The organism is Pseudomonas sp. RA_5y_Pfl1_P24 (assembly GCF_963970945.1).
In the GTDB taxonomy this organism is placed as follows: Bacteria; Pseudomonadota; Gammaproteobacteria; order Pseudomonadales; family Pseudomonadaceae; genus Aquipseudomonas; species Aquipseudomonas tritici.
Genome location: NZ_CAXAOJ010000021.1, coordinates 1 through 14,796, shown reverse-complemented (window position 1 = coordinate 14,796; position 14,796 = coordinate 1). Strand labels below are relative to the sequence as shown.

The 14,796-nt window shown below is 49.9% G+C and carries 15 protein-coding genes; 9 read left to right on the top strand and 6 right to left on the bottom strand.

The window, feature by feature from the left end; translation table 11 throughout:
• Positions 1–95: 95 nt before the first annotated feature.
• On the bottom strand, positions 96–680 hold the full coding sequence (locus AACY30_RS25690; RefSeq protein WP_086794824.1) for a hypothetical protein: 585 nt from the start codon (positions 678–680) through the stop codon (positions 96–98).
• A 109-nt stretch (positions 681–789) separates the two neighbouring features.
• On the opposite strand from AACY30_RS25690, the gene AACY30_RS25685 reads away from it, so the two are divergent.
• The 3 genes from AACY30_RS25685 to AACY30_RS25675 all read left to right on the top strand — a co-directional run bounded on the left by AACY30_RS25685 (position 790) and on the right by AACY30_RS25675 (position 2,780).
• Positions 790–1,095: a helix-turn-helix transcriptional regulator gene (locus AACY30_RS25685; RefSeq protein ID WP_123419731.1), complete on the top strand. Its 306-nt coding sequence runs from the start codon at positions 790–792 to the stop codon at positions 1,093–1,095.
• Positions 1,096–1,160: 65 nt separating this feature from the next.
• Positions 1,161–2,120 carry a plasmid replication initiator TrfA gene (gene trfA / locus AACY30_RS25680; RefSeq protein WP_339541327.1) on the top strand — a complete coding sequence of 320 codons (960 nt, stop codon included), beginning with the start codon at positions 1,161–1,163 and terminating at the stop codon, positions 2,118–2,120.
• 285 nt (positions 2,121–2,405) lie between these two features.
• Complete coding sequence (locus AACY30_RS25675; protein WP_339541326.1) at positions 2,406–2,780, top strand: hypothetical protein; 375 nt, start codon at positions 2,406–2,408, stop codon at positions 2,778–2,780.
• Between the two features lie 91 nt (positions 2,781–2,871).
• On the opposite strand, the gene AACY30_RS25670 is transcribed toward AACY30_RS25675, so the two are convergent.
• Positions 2,872–3,792 carry a restriction endonuclease gene (locus AACY30_RS25670; RefSeq protein ID WP_339541325.1) on the bottom strand — a complete coding sequence of 307 codons (921 nt, stop codon included), beginning with the start codon at positions 3,790–3,792 and terminating at the stop codon, positions 2,872–2,874.
• A 282-nt stretch (positions 3,793–4,074) separates the two neighbouring features.
• Positions 4,075–4,287 carry a hypothetical protein gene (locus tag AACY30_RS25665; protein WP_339541324.1) on the bottom strand — a complete coding sequence of 71 codons (213 nt, stop codon included), beginning with the start codon at positions 4,285–4,287 and terminating at the stop codon, positions 4,075–4,077.
• 557 nt (positions 4,288–4,844) lie between these two features.
• Between AACY30_RS25665 and mobA the strand changes: the two genes are divergently transcribed.
• Entirely contained in the window at positions 4,845–5,147 is a 303-nt protein-coding gene (gene mobA / locus AACY30_RS25660) for a plasmid mobilization protein MobA (protein ID WP_339541323.1), read from the top strand.
• Between the two features lie 26 nt (positions 5,148–5,173).
• Here mobA and AACY30_RS25655 read toward each other — a convergent pair whose 3' ends face one another.
• The 3 genes from AACY30_RS25655 to AACY30_RS25645 are packed head-to-tail and all read right to left on the bottom strand — an operon-like array spanning position 5,174 to position 6,316.
• Entirely contained in the window at positions 5,174–5,482 is a 309-nt protein-coding gene (locus AACY30_RS25655; protein ID WP_339541322.1) for a hypothetical protein, read from the bottom strand.
• Entirely contained in the window at positions 5,472–5,720 is a 249-nt protein-coding gene (locus tag AACY30_RS25650; protein ID WP_339541321.1) for a hypothetical protein, read from the bottom strand. The genes AACY30_RS25655 and AACY30_RS25650 overlap by 11 nt, the downstream gene beginning before the upstream one ends.
• Positions 5,721–5,776: 56 nt before the next feature.
• Positions 5,777–6,316: a hypothetical protein gene (locus AACY30_RS25645; protein WP_339541320.1), complete on the bottom strand. Its 540-nt coding sequence runs from the start codon at positions 6,314–6,316 to the stop codon at positions 5,777–5,779.
• Between the two features lie 100 nt (positions 6,317–6,416).
• Between AACY30_RS25645 and AACY30_RS25640 the strand changes: the two genes are divergently transcribed.
• The 5 genes from AACY30_RS25640 to AACY30_RS25620 all read left to right on the top strand — a co-directional run bounded on the left by AACY30_RS25640 (position 6,417) and on the right by AACY30_RS25620 (position 14,105).
• Positions 6,417–6,683 (top strand): helix-turn-helix domain-containing protein, encoded by a 267-nt coding sequence (locus AACY30_RS25640; RefSeq protein ID WP_339541319.1) that lies wholly within the window; start codon positions 6,417–6,419, stop codon positions 6,681–6,683.
• A gap of 464 nt (positions 6,684–7,147) precedes the next feature.
• Entirely contained in the window at positions 7,148–10,141 is a 2,994-nt protein-coding gene (locus AACY30_RS25635; protein WP_339541318.1) for a type I restriction endonuclease subunit R, read from the top strand.
• Positions 10,134–11,336: a restriction endonuclease subunit S gene (locus tag AACY30_RS25630; RefSeq protein WP_339541317.1), complete on the top strand. Its 1,203-nt coding sequence runs from the start codon at positions 10,134–10,136 to the stop codon at positions 11,334–11,336. Before AACY30_RS25635 ends, AACY30_RS25630 begins: the two co-directional genes overlap by 8 nt.
• The gene (locus AACY30_RS25625) at positions 11,333–12,466 is read left to right on the top strand and encodes an AAA family ATPase (protein ID WP_339541316.1); all 1,134 of its coding nucleotides are present in this window, start codon (positions 11,333–11,335) and stop codon (positions 12,464–12,466) included. Before AACY30_RS25630 ends, AACY30_RS25625 begins: the two co-directional genes overlap by 4 nt.
• 22 nt (positions 12,467–12,488) lie before the next feature.
• The gene (locus AACY30_RS25620; RefSeq protein WP_339541315.1) at positions 12,489–14,105 is read left to right on the top strand and encodes a type I restriction-modification system subunit M; all 1,617 of its coding nucleotides are present in this window, start codon (positions 12,489–12,491) and stop codon (positions 14,103–14,105) included.
• Positions 14,106–14,796: the final 691 nt, after the last annotated feature.

The window sequence follows — 14,796 nt, the reverse complement described above, 5'->3', positions numbered from 1 at the left end:
TAATTGAGTTCCTGACGGGCTACAGTGGAGTAACCATGCTGAAGCAGCACTACAACATCACCGCAGAAGAACTCACGGCGAAGCCAGCCTGACAGTCAGTCGATAATCTCAAGCCTCAGGGAGCGCGCTAGCTCCCTGAGCTCTGAATCCGTTCGAACACGGTTTAGCGCGATCTCCTCGCGCTCCCTCTGCTTAAGCAGATAGACCTCGTTGAAACACTCGATAACCTGCTCACGGGTTAAGTCCGAGATCGATACCCGGCGCTTTAGAGTGTTCAGAATATTGCGCGCACTGAGCTGAGCCGCCTCCCGCAGATACGTCCTTAGCAGCAAGTCACGAAAAACCCAATCGCTGACCCACGCCTTCGATAAAGCCCAAAACAACAGCCGCTGGTAGGTATCCCAAGCCATGCGCGTTTGGCCACTCAGATACCGCCGCAGAATCCGCCCATCTGCGTCCTTGAAACCGTAAATCCCGAGGTCCGTAAGCAATCGCTCAAGCGCGACCTTCGACATACCAGACTTCTGCAATATCCCGGAGAACAGGTACTCCACCAGATCCACCGGAACACGGACAACAAAGTTTTTCCGGCCCGTTTCCTGATGACTTTCTATCTCACGGAAAACGAGCTGAAAGACTTCTTCGGGATTGATATTGAACTCAAAGGACGATGGCTGCATGCACCCATTCTTTGGCTAACAGTCGCATCTGTCAAAAAGGTGTCCTAGCTGATCAGCTTTCGTTTAGCAAAAGCTAGACGTACTCCCTAGCAACCGAGCGACTGTAACGATGAGCGTCGATTACGAAACCATTCAAAAAATCCAGAAGCTTTCAGATGACGTGCTGATAGGCGTAGCCGAGGTCGCGGCGCTAACAGGATTCAGCGTGTTAACCGTGCGTCAGCGCAAACTGCCGGGACTTGATCCCCTTCCAGGACTATCGCGGCTACGCTGGCGTCTCGGCGATCTTCGCCAGTGGATGCGCCATGGTCCCGAATGCACTTCGGCTTCGCCAGTCAAGCCAGTGTTAAAAACCACGCCAGAAAATCGAGTTGGCCGCCCCACAAAAAAAGAGCAAGTAGAGGCTAGAAAATGAGCACTCGCACACCTGCCTCCATTCAAAATTAAGCAGTGGTCACTTCGTTTATAAACGAGCCGCTAATGCCGCCAGAGCTCCATACGAATGACATCACGACTTCAGGGGGCAGGCGTCTTGCACAGCTAGCCAAACTTGAAGCTCGAGCAAGAGCGGCTAACAAGGCGCAGCTCAAGCCAAAGCCTGCGATTACAACCCCAACGCTGAAAACATGGCCGGATGAGGTTCGCGGCGTACCGAATGCGTTCTTGCGGTCGGCGCTTTTCGGAGCAGTAAGGAAGGGCAGTCGGACTGATCAAAAAATGGTGGCGATTAACTCAATCGGGGGCGTGCAAATTTCTTATACAGGAACGCGTCTCGACCAGATCGACCTTTCCGTATGGCTAAGCGTGTTGCACCTCTCTCGACGGCAAATGCTAGGCCACGAGCTCCGCTACAAGGCTTACGGCGTGCTTAAACTCATGAAAAAGACCGACACGGGTAAGAATAGGAAGCTGCTGCACGATCGCTTGCAGCGATTGGCAGCGTGCACCGTTGAGGTAGTGCTGGGTGATACTTCCTACACGGGTAGTCTGATCAAAGATTTCTATAAGGACGAGAATAGCTTGGAATACGTCGTAATCCTTGACGCCAGGCTAAACGCACTGTTCTCCAAATCTGGCTTCAGTTACATCGACTGGAGTATTCGGTCTGCATTGGATGGCCAGCCACTTGCCCAATGGCTTCATGGATTTTATTCGAGCCATGCAAAAGCTTACGGACTCAAAGTAAGCACGCTGCAGCAGCTCTGTGGAAGCGAAGCCCGCGAAATCTGGAAATTTACCCAAACGTTATGTCGCGCGTTTGACGCTTTGAGCGCTGCCTACAACAAACACGGTAAATCATTCGAGTACGCCATTCGAGGCGATTTGGTACACGTCCAAAGACAGGAAAGCCAGACACAGTGCCGACATCTCTTGAGGGTGGAAAAAACAAAAATGATGCGTGCCGTTCTAGCGGGTAGAGAATACCGTTCTAGCAGGTAACGCTTGCCGTTGCAGCGGGTAGCGTAGCCCGTTCCAAAAGGTAGGCTATCCACAGTCAATAGTGCCTGTCAGCCTGATTGCACAAAGGCCTCAGCATGTGCCCCTCTAAAAACTAATCTGAACCTAATCAGTACTAATCGGATCTCGGACGGAAGTTCAGCCCCTAACGAGCAGTCGAGGGAATGTCCGCAGCCGGCTCAAACGCGGAAGATGAATGCTATGGCTAACCGGAGTCGTACCACCGTTGAGCGAATAATTCTCCAAGCCCGGATATGGGGGTGGGATATGTCCTGGTCGTTCAGCATGGCCACACCGACCGATTCCAGGCAAATCGGTCACCATTATTCAGAGCATACTGCGATCAAGCTTTACGGCTCCATCCGATACCCTGAAGCATTCAAATACCCTGCCCTAGAATGCTACCTATACGTTGACCCATTACTCCTAAGCGACAAGTCGGTTCCTCGCTGCATCGGTTCCATGCAGGCGACTGGCAAAAAACTCATCGTATATGTCGCCGTTCACAATGACCGCTTCAACAGCTTAGTCATCGCTGCAAGTCGACTTGTTGCCCTGGAGATCAATGCGGAGCCGCTGAGATATCGCAAGGCAAAGGTGATGGGTATCCATCTAAGCACCGAGCTGGAGTCTGATTGGTAATGGTTTTTTGATCATCGGAGCGCTAGTGTCCAGTGCTCGTTTACTAGCCCTGCCCCCGGTACCGAGAAACGTATGACGAGGTCCAAAATCCTCATTCCTCGTCAAAGTAATCGCTATCCAGTTTCGGCAGTTTGAGAAGCCGGGACGTTACCCCAACCTCGTAGTCCATCATCAGGTTGACCAGACGGATGCCATCCACCAGCACCATGCCTTCCACTGAACGGGCAAAGTCGATTCCTTGAGCAGTGAAACCTGACGTAGTAATAAATACCCCTCGCTTGGCCTTTTGCCCGGCAAGTGCTCCATAGAAAGCTTGCAGCTCAGGACGGCCTACAGTGCCTTGCCAGCGTTTTGCTTGGACATACACTTTTTCCAGCCCGAGCTTATCAAGCGAGATTACGCCGTCAATTCCGCCATCTCCGCTACCACCAACACGCTGCAAATCGTTTCGGCTAGCCCCGTAGCCAAGGCTATGCAACACGTCGAGCACAATAACTTCGAAGCGGTTGGGGCTGACTTGTAGCAGGTTATCCAGTAGATCTGCTGCTGTTGCATCACGTAGCTCACGCAGAGCCTGTTCCAACCGATCGTCTGGGCTCACAGTTGCGGATATCGGTGTATGTGCACCCTGCTCTAGCCCATCTAGCGGGACGGCATCTGTGGGGCTCCTAAGCTTCACGTCCATGAAGCCGATGGCGAGTTGTTCAACCTGATCCGCCGTGAGCGGTGACGGGTGCTGTGTGGAATAAGAAGTGCCAGCTTCGGTGAGCCTCCAATAGCCTCGTTTGGCGCTGGAGGATAACCCTGCGCGCTTGAGACGGTCGTGAGCCCATCCAGCGCGGTTCTTATAGGTCGCTTGCCCACTCGCAATCAGCTCTTGAAGCTGTGGTTCAGATAAATTCAAAGCCTGGGCCGCAGCTTCATGCGCGTTGCGTGCTGTCGCGCCTTCCGGATTCGCCGCCAGGTAGCGCAAGATCGGCTCAATGAATTTGTCGTATGTAGGAACGGACATCAGGATTCCCTTCGCAAGGTTGCCAGCGTGGGCAAATGTAGTAAGCCGCATGTTATCCGGAGTTTGGAAAATTATATTTGAGGTCTGTGCCTGATAATCATGGAGTGAATCCAAAAGACAGGTGCTGCCTACGACCGCCCATGCAGAGCCTGGGCAGTAGCAGCCAGCCTGATCACTAATTGATAATGACCTCGCACTTCTCTGTGAAACGTGCGAACTCCGCAATGAAAACGACGACCCGCATGCCGCCACTCTCGCAAAAATCTTTCGATATGTGAGGAGCTACTTGCTCTTAGCGAACGCTGGCGGGGCAATGCGCTGTCGGCGCTGACTTGGATTGACAGAGTCAAGCAGAACTTCCCTGATGCGCTGAGCAGACATCTCGAGCTCGTCGAAGGAGGCGTTCTGGATAGCACGAATCAACCGCTCACGATTGGAGCGCTTCAGATCCATAATCTCGGCGAAGCTACTTTCGGAGTCACTGGACTGTTCCATAACTATCTCCAAGGTATCCTGAGAGAATTACCTGAGATCTACACGCCAGTGTCAAATAGCTCCCTCAGATTCGTCACTTTAGCCTTTGTGCCTCCGCATCACCACAACCGTCCCAAAATCGTCTCACGCTTATCAACGTCACGCGTGCAAGCATGCTGTTTATACTCTCCCTCTGTATCAGAAAGTCACTCAAGGCCAGGCGCAACTCGGTAAATCCTAGCTGTCGCTCTAGCGTCTTTCTCGCCATCCAATCGTCGTATCCTCAGCCGCTGATGGATGATGCATTCTTTGCTTATGTAATCGTTTTAAATTCGCCTTTTTTTCGTACCCAAGGCGTCCCCTCAATGCTTACGACTTTTGCATCCCGGCTGTAACCGGGTAGTGCACAACTCATCTAAATTCTGAAAGCAAATACTAGGACAAGGTAGGGTTTGTGATACCGCCAGTTCCTGGCGACTCACAATCGGCGCGCACCAGTCGTTACACTCCCTTTGCTTGCCTACCTTCCCTACTCAGGGCAAGCCCCGAGACCCCAACACCTGGAAAAAGGAAAGCTCATGAGCCGTAGCGAACAACGCCGACGCACAGGATGGCTGCCGGCAATTCGTTGCTTTGAGGAAGAAGAAGCACTGGTACGCGAGAAAGCCCACGACAGCGGAATGAGTGTTGGTCAGTTCGTGCTGGCCGCCGCATTGAAGCGACAGACCAGAAGCAAAATTGACTCCCACGTAATCAACGAGCTGCGGCGCCTAGGTGGCCTTCAGAAGCATCTTTTCACAGAGGGCAACGGCGCGCTTTCTAAGGAGTACGCGAATGTCTTGGTTGAGATAACCGAGGCTATCAAGCGTATCGGGTGTTGAGGTAAACCCGTTGGCGCCTTGGTGACTCACAGCCCTGTACGTATCTCATGCATTGCCAGGACTTCGTGCTCTGCTAGACCATGACTGCACTGTTCCAACCCTGCCGTCGAGCTCAGCACTTGATGCTCGATTTCCTGTTGCTCCAACAATCTCCCCAACAAGATGATCTCACCGTCCGCCTCCAGCTTACGAAGCTGCTCAGGACAGCTAAACGCCCAACGATCAAGTATTTGCCAGCCACGGGCGTGATAAGACGGAGAGCGGAGAACAGATTGAATGGAGGAGCTTGCCAACACGTTGGCGGCAATTGATAGCGGCGCGCGGTCACTGAGCATGTGTATCTCCCATTTTACGGAGGCGTGTGATCATTCTTGCATTTTGCGCAATGGAGGAAGACCGGAAGCCGCCCTGTTGCTTCAGCTCTCCAATGTGCTGATGGCAGAATCCAAGCGCAGCAAGGGCAGCGATATCGTTACGGGCAAGCGCCCGATTAGCCAAGCGCATCATTGCATTGGCCTGCTCCAGTCGAGTGATATCTGTCATCTCAGCACTATTTCTGATTGGTTTACTCATCGATTCCTTCCAATGAATGATGGACGACGATCAGTAATCCTAGCCCCATGCTGCATCTAGCTGCCAAGCAAAATACTGAGCCGAGCCTCAGTGCTGAGCACCTCTGCTGACCTGAGAACAATGCTAAATACCGGAACTTCAAGATTGCTGGTCAGAACCTCCAACCGATGATTGCGCTTGCCGGCCGGTACGATCCGCCAGGAATTCACTTCATCGAACCGAAAGAAATGTTCAACGCCGTTAACCGGATAGACCAACATCCTCCGCGTGGAAGCATCAATACCCAGGTAGGCATCACTCATCTTCGCAAACACTTCGAGCTGCGGATGAAAACCTACAACCAGGAACCCCGCGATCTGCCGCTTCAGCCTCTCTGCATAGCGTTGATCTGCCCAACAGAACAACCATGCCCCACCAACGATGTAGAAGATTAGAACCCAGAATAGCCAGCGAACAGCTGGGTCAGCGCCACCGGAGAATCCCAAGAAGAACGGCAAACTGAAACCGCACAAAACCACCACAATCAGAAGCAATGCGCCAACAGGTAGGCATCCAACAGCCCACAGCACTCGAAAAAACTCCCATAGCACTCTCATTACTGCCTCCCGGAATAATCTATCTCTAACAAAATAACTGAAAATCAGATATCCCAAAAGCAGATATAGCTTTGCAAGCCGCACCTTCACGGATACGGCCATGACCAAAGCAATTTATCGACGTGAGCACGAGATTTTTTTGCAGGTGCTGAAGCGCATACGCGTTGAGTCAGGGATGACACAGGCGCAGTGCTCCGCTGCGCTGGGGCGCCCGCAGTCATTTATGAGTGATGTGGAGAGAGGGGTGAGGCGGCTGGATATGGTGCAGCTTCGCGATTTGTGTAAGGTCTTGGGTAGCGACCTTATCAGCTTTACCAAATCCTTCGAGCAAGCTCTCTGTTACGATGATCTGAAGCAACGAAGTTGAATCTCACACCTGACCTGTCACTCAGAGCAGCTGAGATCAGCCAGGAGGCGTTCACCAAGGCCAAAGCGTACAGAATCCGAGAGCTTGGACTATTGTGTGACACACACCAACCAAGGCGGAAGGCAATGTTTTCGTCGAAATACTTGGTCTACGCGTGTAGGTTGTCTAGGGAGTCGTAACATCTGAAAAGTGTTGGCCGCGCGTACCAATCTGACGACCGCTGAAGATCTACTTCGATGGGGACCTCAACCGCCTATAGTCCAGGACGCGCATCGAACGCGAAGCTCAGCGTTGATGTGGCGGGCCCTGCGGCGAGCAACTCTGCGCAATAAATCCGCGCAGATCTGAGACCTCCAAAGGCTGCAAACACCTCAACGCACCGTAACTGTATGTGCCCAAATGACTCCCGTTGCGATGGCTGGCAGGTCAAAATAAGCAAACACTGAGCGAATCGAGTTGGCAAGATGACGCAAAAAGAAAACCAGATCGAACAAAAATTGATCGCCAAGCTAACCGATCTTAAGTACACCCATCGGCCCGACATCCGCGACAAGGCCACGCTTAATCAAAATTTCCGTCAGAAGTTTGAAGCCTTAAATCGCGTTAATCTGACAGACGCCGAATTCGCCCGTCTGCGTGAAGAAATTATCACCACCGATGTTTTCACCGCCGCACAGGCTGTGCGCGAAAAAGGAAAATTCACGCGAGAGGACGGGACCCCGCTGGAGTACATGCTGGTCAATATCCGGGACTGGTGCAAAAACGAGTTCGAGTTTATCAATCAGCTTCGTATCAATACAGACAATAGCCACCACCGCTACGACGTTATTCTTCTGATCAACGGCCTGCCAATGGTGCAAATCGAGCTGAAAACGCTGCAAATCAGCCCGCGCCGCGCCATGGAGCAGATAGTCGACTACAAAAACGATCCCGGCAACGGCTACACCAACTCGCTTCTTTGTTTTATTCAGTTGTTCATTGTCAGCAACGAAAGTGACACTCGCTATTTTGCCAACAACCGTAACCAGCACTTCAGCTTCAACGCAGAAGAGCGTTTTTTACCTGTTTATCAGCATGCTAACGATAAAAACAAAAAAATTGCCTACCTATATGACTTTGCCGACGACTTTCTGGAAAAGTGCAGTCTAGGCCGCCTGATTAGCCGCTATATGGTTCTTGTGCAAAGCGAACAGAAAATCCTCGTCATGCGCCCGTACCAAATATATGCGGTTAAAGCTATTGTTGAATGTATTCACCAGAATCGCGGCAATGGATATATCTGGCACACCACCGGCAGCGGCAAGACGCTCACCTCATTTAAGGCATCCACTCTACTGAAAGACAATCCTGACATCGAAAAGTGCATGTTTGTGGTAGACCGGAAAGATCTTGACCGCCAGACCCGCGAGGAATTCAACAAATTCCAGGAGGGCTGTGTCGAGCACAATACAAACACCGAAGCCATGGTGCGCCGCATGCTTTCGGAAGACTACGCCGACAAGGTTATCGTCACAACAATTCAGAAGCTGGGCCTAGCACTGGACGAAAACAGCAAACGCAACAAGGCAAAGCAAAAAGAGGGCAAACAAACCTACAAGGAACGCCTCCAACCCCTTCGCGACAAGCGTGTCGTCTTTATCTTCGACGAATGCCACCGCTCCCAGTTCGGCGAAAACCACAAGGCCATCAAAGAGTTCTTTCCGAAGGCGCAACTGTTCGGCTTTACCGGCACGCCCATCTTTGACGAAAACGCCACTTATCAGCAGTTCGATGGCAACGTCGGCTCCTTCAAAACAACTAAAGATATCTTCGAAAAAGAGCTGCACGCCTACACCATCACCCACGCCATTGATGACAAAAACGTGCTGAGCTTCCACATCGATTACTTTGGTAAGGAGGGGGATAAAAAGCCAAAAAAGGGGCAAACACCGCCGCCCGAAGCTGTCGTCAACGCCATACTGCAAAAACACGACAGTGCCACCAACCATCGCCGCTTCAATGCGATACTGGCCACCGCCTCAATCAGCAATGCCATTGAATACTACGAGCTATTCAAAACCATGCAGGCAAAAAAACTGGCCGAAGATGAAACCTTCGAGCCTCTTCATATCGCCTGCGTCTTCTCCCCACCGGCAGAAGGCAACAAGGACGTGCAGCAGCTACAAGAAGACCTTACGCAGGAAAAGGAAGATAATAAGCAAGAGCCCGAGAAGAAGAAGGCCGCGCTCAAGACCATCATTGACGATTACAACCGTCAGTACGATGGCAACCACACTATCAACGAATTCGACCTTTACTATCAGGACATACAGCAGCGGATCAAGGACCATAAGTACAGCAACGCCGACTACCCGCGCAAAAACAAGATCGATATCACAATCGTGGTAGACATGCTGCTCACTGGCTTCGACTCCAAATACCTCAACACCCTTTATGTGGATAAATACCTTAAACACCACGGTCTGATCCAGGCTTTGTCGCGCACCAATCGCATCCTCAACGACAGCAAGCCCTGGGGTAATATTCTCGATTTCCGCTATCAGGAGAGCGAAGTAGACGACGCCATAAAACTCTTTTCCGGTGCAGCCATAGACCGAGCGCGGGAAATTTGGTTGGTCGACCCCGCCCCGAAAGTTGTGGAACAATACCAAGTAGCTGTGGGCAAGCTGGAAACATTTATGGAGGCCAAAGGGCTGGCCTGCGAGCCTTCGCAAGTGGTCAACCTTAAGGGCGACACTGCTAAAGCCGAATTCATTAACCATTTTAAAGAAGTCCAAAAGCTCAAGACCCAACTGGAGCAATACACCGACCTCGACGAGCAGAGCAAACAGGCTATCGAAAAAAGACTGCCCACCGATACCTTGCGCAGCTTCAAGGCCATGTATCTCGATACCGCGCAAGAACTCAAGCGTAAGCAAGGCAAGGACGATGGAGCTTCTGAAGAAGTGGAGCAACTGGAATTCGACCTAGTGCTGTTCGCCTCCAGCCTCATCGACTACGACTACATCATGGGGCTTATTGCCAAGTCTACTCAGAAGACTGGTAAACAGAAGATGACTCGCGTCCAGCTTATCGAGCTCATCAGTGCCAATGCTAACCTGATGGAAGAACGCGAAGAAATCATTGCCTACATCAACAGCCTGAAAGCCGGCGAAGCGCTGAATGAAAAAGAGATTCGCTCAGGCTATCAGGCCTTCAAGTCGCAAACTGCCGCCGCCGACCTCGCCAACCTTGCAAAAAAACATGGCCTGCAAGCCCAAGCCCTGCAAATTTTTGTTGATGCCATTATGGGGCGCATGATCTTCGACGGTGAACAGCTCACCGATTTGCTATCGCCTTTAGGGCTGGGCTGGAAGGCACGTCGTGAGGCCGAACTAGCATTGATGGAAGACCTGGTGCCTTATCTGCAAAAGCTCGCGGGTGGCCGTGAAATTTCAGGACTGAATGCATATGACTAATCTAGAAAAAAAGGGATTACTGCCTGCACGCCGTTTTCCTGAGTTCCAGTACAAGGCCGAGTGGCAAGTTAAAACCTTTAAAGAATTGTTTACTATTGGAAACGGAAGAGATTATAAACATCTCGCTAGTGGTGACATTCCCGTCTACGGTTCCGGCGGATATATGCGCTCAGTCAATGACTATTTATATGACGGTGAAAGTGTTTGCATAGGAAGAAAAGGCACCATTGATAATCCTATCTTCCTTACGGGAAAATTCTGGACTGTAGATACTCTTTTCTACACTCACTCATTTAAAGATTGCTTACCAAAATTTATTTACGCGATCTTCCAGCAGATCAACTGGGTAAATCATAACGAAGCAGGTGGTGTCCCAAGTCTATCAAAAACTAATCTTCAAAAAATAAAAGTTGCGGTGCCGAAACTTGACGAGCAACGAAAAATCGCCGACTGCCTCACTTCAATTGACGAGTTGATTACTACCCAAACCCAAAAACTCGATGCTCTCAAGACTCATAAAAAAAGTCTGATGCAGAAACTATTTCCCACCGAAAGCGAAACCGTTCCCAAACTCCGCTTTTCTCTATTTCGAGATACAAAGGAATGGGAACCAACAACGGTTGGAAAAATTGCGGACCTCAAATCCGGGGGCACACCATCAAAAGGGAATCCCGAATTTTGGAATGGTTCGATCCCATGGGCGTCTGCAAAGGATATGAAGCAGTTGTTTTTGGATGACACCATTGACCACATTACTAGAACCGCTGTAGATGCAGGTGCGAAGCCAGCACCAGCGGGTACTATTCTGATACTGACTCGGGGAATGACCTTACTTAAAGATGTCCCTATTTGCATTCTAAATCGTGAGATGAGCTATAACCAAGATGTAAAGGCGCTCAAACCGAAAAAAGATTTTAATGGACGTTTTCTGGCATACCTTTTACTGAGTTGTAAACAACGGCTACTTAACTTAGTAGACATCGCCGGCCACGGAACGGGGCGACTCGACACAGAAAAGTTAAAGGCGCTCAGCGTGATGCTTCCTCAGCCAGCCGAGCAGCAACTTATCGCCGATTGCCTATCTTCCCTTGAAGACTTGCTCACCGCGCAGAGTCAAAAAATCAACGCCCTAAAAGCGCATAAAAAAGGTCTTATGCAACAGCTTTTCCCGACCATGGATGAGGTGGATGCATGAGTAATAGGACAAAAACTTACAAGTACAAAGGTCTTCGCAATGTTGTCACCCGATTAAGGGATGACCTGCGAGATGGCGCGAATGGCGGTGCAGATTTTGTACTGCTATATGCTTACAACGGCACTGGTAAAACACGCTTATCAATGGAATTTAAGGAAGCAGGTAAGCGCAAACGGGGTGTCAACCGAGATACGCTTTATTTTAATGCGTACACCGAAGACCTTTTTAATTGGGATAATGATCTTGAAAATGACACCGAGCGGACTTTAAAAATCAACTCGGCCTCTAGATTTTTTGCTGGATTTAGAGAACTTGCTCTAGAAGAAAAAATATTCTCATACCTGGAAAGGTACGTCAAATTTAACTTCAAGATTGATTACGACAAATGGAATATTGCCTTCAGCAAAGAAGTTATTAACCCAAGATTTAAGCCTGGCTCGACTGAACCGGAAACAATTATTCAAGACAACATCAAAATTTCTCGCGGTGAAGAAAATATATTCATATGGTGTATTTATCTAGCAATCTGTGAATTGGTATTGGATGGCTCTGAAGCCTATAACTGGGTGAAGTTTATTTATATCGATGACCCAATCTCCTCACTCGACGACAACAATGCTATAGCTGTTGGCTCGGATTTGGCAAAATTGCTTAGGCGATGTGTTGGCAAGGTTAAGACAGTTATATCCTCGCACCATAGCTTGTTTTTTAATGTAATGTGCAATGAATTAAAGAAAACGACTCACAAGTCATATTTTATTTACGGCAAAAATAATGACGGGTACAATTTACAGGCAACTTCTGACACGCCTTTTTTTCACCATGTGGCAATGCTGAGTGAATTGAAGAGCGCTTCAGATAATGGCCGACTCTATGCGAATCATTTTAACGTATTGCGTGGAGTCCTAGAAAAAACGTCTTCCTTTTTTGGGTTTGAAAATTTTTCCAGCTGCATTCATGGTATAGAGGATGAAGTTTTATTTTCTCGCGCTTTAAACCTCTTAAGCCATGGTGATTATTCGCTCTTTGACCCAAAAGAGCTAACTGAAGATAACAAGCAACTATTTAAAAAGATTTTACAAGGATTTCTGAGCCGCTACGCGTTCGACTTGCCAGAGATCCATCATTAAATTTTGAGCAGCTGATTCAAACATGACTAAAGAAGAACTTAACCAGCTAGGTAAAACTCTCTGGAATATCGCCGACCAGTTACGCGGCGCTATGAATGCCGACGACTTCCGCGACTATATGTTGTCGTTCTTATTTTTGCGCTACCTCTCGGACAACTACGAGATGGCGGCGAAGAAGGAATTGGGCAAAGACTATCCCATACCCGAAGAAGGAGACCGGCGCGCGCCACTGGCAATATGGTACGAAGAGAACGCCGAAGATACCGAAGATTTTGAAAAACAGATGCGCCTCAAGGTGCATTATGTGATCGAGCCTCAATACCTTTGGAGCAGCGTTGCCGAAATGGCGCGCACACACGATCACGATCTGCTGGGTATCCTATGGAGCGGCTTCAAGTACATCGAAGAGAAATCATTCGAGAGCGCATTTCAGGGACTGTTTTCCGAAATCAACTTGCACTCTGAGAAGCTTGGCAAGAAACCGGCAGATCGCAATGCCAAGCTCTGCACCATCATTCAGAAGATCGCCGAAGGCATTTCGAAATTCAGCACCGACACCGATATCCTGGGCGACGCCTATGAATACCTAATCGGCGAATTCGCAGCCGGTTCCGGAAAGAAAGCGGGCGAGTTTTATACTCCACAGCAGATATCCACCATTCTTTCCGAAATAGTTACGCTGGACAGTCAAGAACCGGCCAATGGCAAAAAGAAAAAACTGAACAAGGTGCTGGATTTCGCCTGTGGCTCCGGTTCGCTGTTGTTGAATGTGCGCAAGCAGCTTCGCAAAGAAGGCGGCACAATCGGCAAAATTTACGGGCAGGAAAAGAACATTACTACCTACAACCTTGCGCGTATGAACATGCTGCTGCACGGGGTGAAGGATACCGAGTTCGAAATTCATCACGGCGATTCGCTTCTCAACGACTGGGATATTCTCAATGAGATGAACCCTGCCAAAAAGCTGCAATTCGACGCCATTGTAGCTAATCCACCATTCAGCTACCGCTGGGATCCCAACGAAGCATTGGGCGAAGACTTCCGCTTCAAAAACTACGGCCTTGCACCTAAATCCGCCGCCGACTTCGCGTTTCTTTTGCACGGTTTCCACTTTCTGAGTGATAGCGGCGTGATGGCGATTATTCTCCCCCATGGCGTGCTGTTCCGTGGCGGCGCGGAAGAACGCATCCGCACCAAGCTACTCAAAGACGGTCATGTCGACACCGTGATCGGCTTGCCAGCCAACCTATTTTTCTCCACTGGAATCCCTGTCTGCATTCTTGTTTTGAAACGATGCAAAAAAACGGATGACGTGCTGTTTATTAACGCCAGCTCTGAAGGCAGTTTCGAGAAGGGTAAGCGGCAAAATCACCTGTTACCAAAACACATCGACAATATCGTTAGTACCTACCAATATCGCACTGAAGAAGGGCGCTACTCTCGGCGAGTTTCAATGGACGAGATCGAGAAAAATGATTTCAACCTGAACGTTTCCCGCTACGTCAGCATTGGCGCTCTAGAGGAAGGAATCGATTTACAGGTTGTACATGCTGAATTGAAGGAAATCGAAAAGCGTGCCGCAAAAGCAGCTGACAATCACAATGGCTTTCTAAAGGAATTGGGACTGTCACCGATTTAGTGAAAATTCGCGTAATCGAGCAGCTTGAGGTACTAGCTCCACTCTCGCGACAACCTGCACTGAGACGTCGAATTGGATGGGAAAAGAGGTTCATCTTATTGAAGGACTGAGCTGCTATTCTGGGCGGATGTTATTTGCAGTGATCGGCTGGCTCCAGCCGTTCTCTGCCAGCCACCTCTTCGATGTGTATTGGCAATCCATTTGGAAGCGGTGATCAAAAAAAATGCTATTTCGCAGTAGAGCTTGCAACGAGTGTTGCGCAAATTTGCCACACTCGCCCCGCTTATCAGGGCGAAAATCCGCTAATCCCAGCTATGGCAACCCTTTGATTTTCCAGCTTATCCGCGCTAACGTATTGATTCTAAACGTCGACTTTTAGGACTCCGAAGGCAGGGGTCGTGGGTTCGAATCCCGCCGGGTGCACCATATAGCAGTCTCGGGCTGTCTCAGACAGCCTACGAAACACCCCAAGAAGCCCGCCCCGTGCGGGCTTTCTTGTTTCTGGCTATCGGCCGACAATGCTCCAGCCAGTATCACCCCTTGGTAAGATCAACGTAAGCGCTTCATAAACCCCACCGACTACAAGATGGGTAGAGCGCTTAGCTGGGCGATACCGGCGAGCAGTTCCACGGCAACAGCGCTTCGTAATCTCCAACCGAGGTCGCCAGCGGTAGCCGTTCTAATGCGTGGC

What these genes read in the sequence shown, in the direction of transcription:
- AACY30_RS25620 (WP_339541315.1), top strand. Translation starts at nt 12,489, where the DNA reads ATGACTAAAGAAGAACTTAACCAGCTAGGTAAAACTCTCTGGAATATC.
- AACY30_RS25690 (WP_086794824.1), bottom strand. Translation starts at nt 680, where the DNA reads ATGCAGCCATCGTCCTTTGAGTTCAATATCAATCCCGAAGAAGTCTTT.
- AACY30_RS25630 (WP_339541317.1), top strand. Translation starts at nt 10,134, where the DNA reads ATGACTAATCTAGAAAAAAAGGGATTACTGCCTGCACGCCGTTTTCCT.
- AACY30_RS25665 (WP_339541324.1), bottom strand. Translation starts at nt 4,287, where the DNA reads ATGGAACAGTCCAGTGACTCCGAAAGTAGCTTCGCCGAGATTATGGAT.
- AACY30_RS25625 (WP_339541316.1), top strand. Translation starts at nt 11,333, where the DNA reads ATGAGTAATAGGACAAAAACTTACAAGTACAAAGGTCTTCGCAATGTT.
- AACY30_RS25655 (WP_339541322.1), bottom strand. Translation starts at nt 5,482, where the DNA reads ATGCTCAGTGACCGCGCGCCGCTATCAATTGCCGCCAACGTGTTGGCA.
- mobA (WP_339541323.1), top strand. Translation starts at nt 4,845, where the DNA reads ATGAGCCGTAGCGAACAACGCCGACGCACAGGATGGCTGCCGGCAATT.
- AACY30_RS25650 (WP_339541321.1), bottom strand. Translation starts at nt 5,720, where the DNA reads ATGAGTAAACCAATCAGAAATAGTGCTGAGATGACAGATATCACTCGA.
- AACY30_RS25645 (WP_339541320.1), bottom strand. Translation starts at nt 6,316, where the DNA reads ATGAGAGTGCTATGGGAGTTTTTTCGAGTGCTGTGGGCTGTTGGATGC.
- AACY30_RS25640 (WP_339541319.1), top strand. Translation starts at nt 6,417, where the DNA reads ATGACCAAAGCAATTTATCGACGTGAGCACGAGATTTTTTTGCAGGTG.
- AACY30_RS25635 (WP_339541318.1), top strand. Translation starts at nt 7,148, where the DNA reads ATGACGCAAAAAGAAAACCAGATCGAACAAAAATTGATCGCCAAGCTA.
- trfA (WP_339541327.1), top strand. Translation starts at nt 1,161, where the DNA reads ATGCCGCCAGAGCTCCATACGAATGACATCACGACTTCAGGGGGCAGG.
- AACY30_RS25685 (WP_123419731.1), top strand. Translation starts at nt 790, where the DNA reads ATGAGCGTCGATTACGAAACCATTCAAAAAATCCAGAAGCTTTCAGAT.
- AACY30_RS25675 (WP_339541326.1), top strand. Translation starts at nt 2,406, where the DNA reads ATGTCCTGGTCGTTCAGCATGGCCACACCGACCGATTCCAGGCAAATC.
- AACY30_RS25670 (WP_339541325.1), bottom strand. Translation starts at nt 3,792, where the DNA reads ATGTCCGTTCCTACATACGACAAATTCATTGAGCCGATCTTGCGCTAC.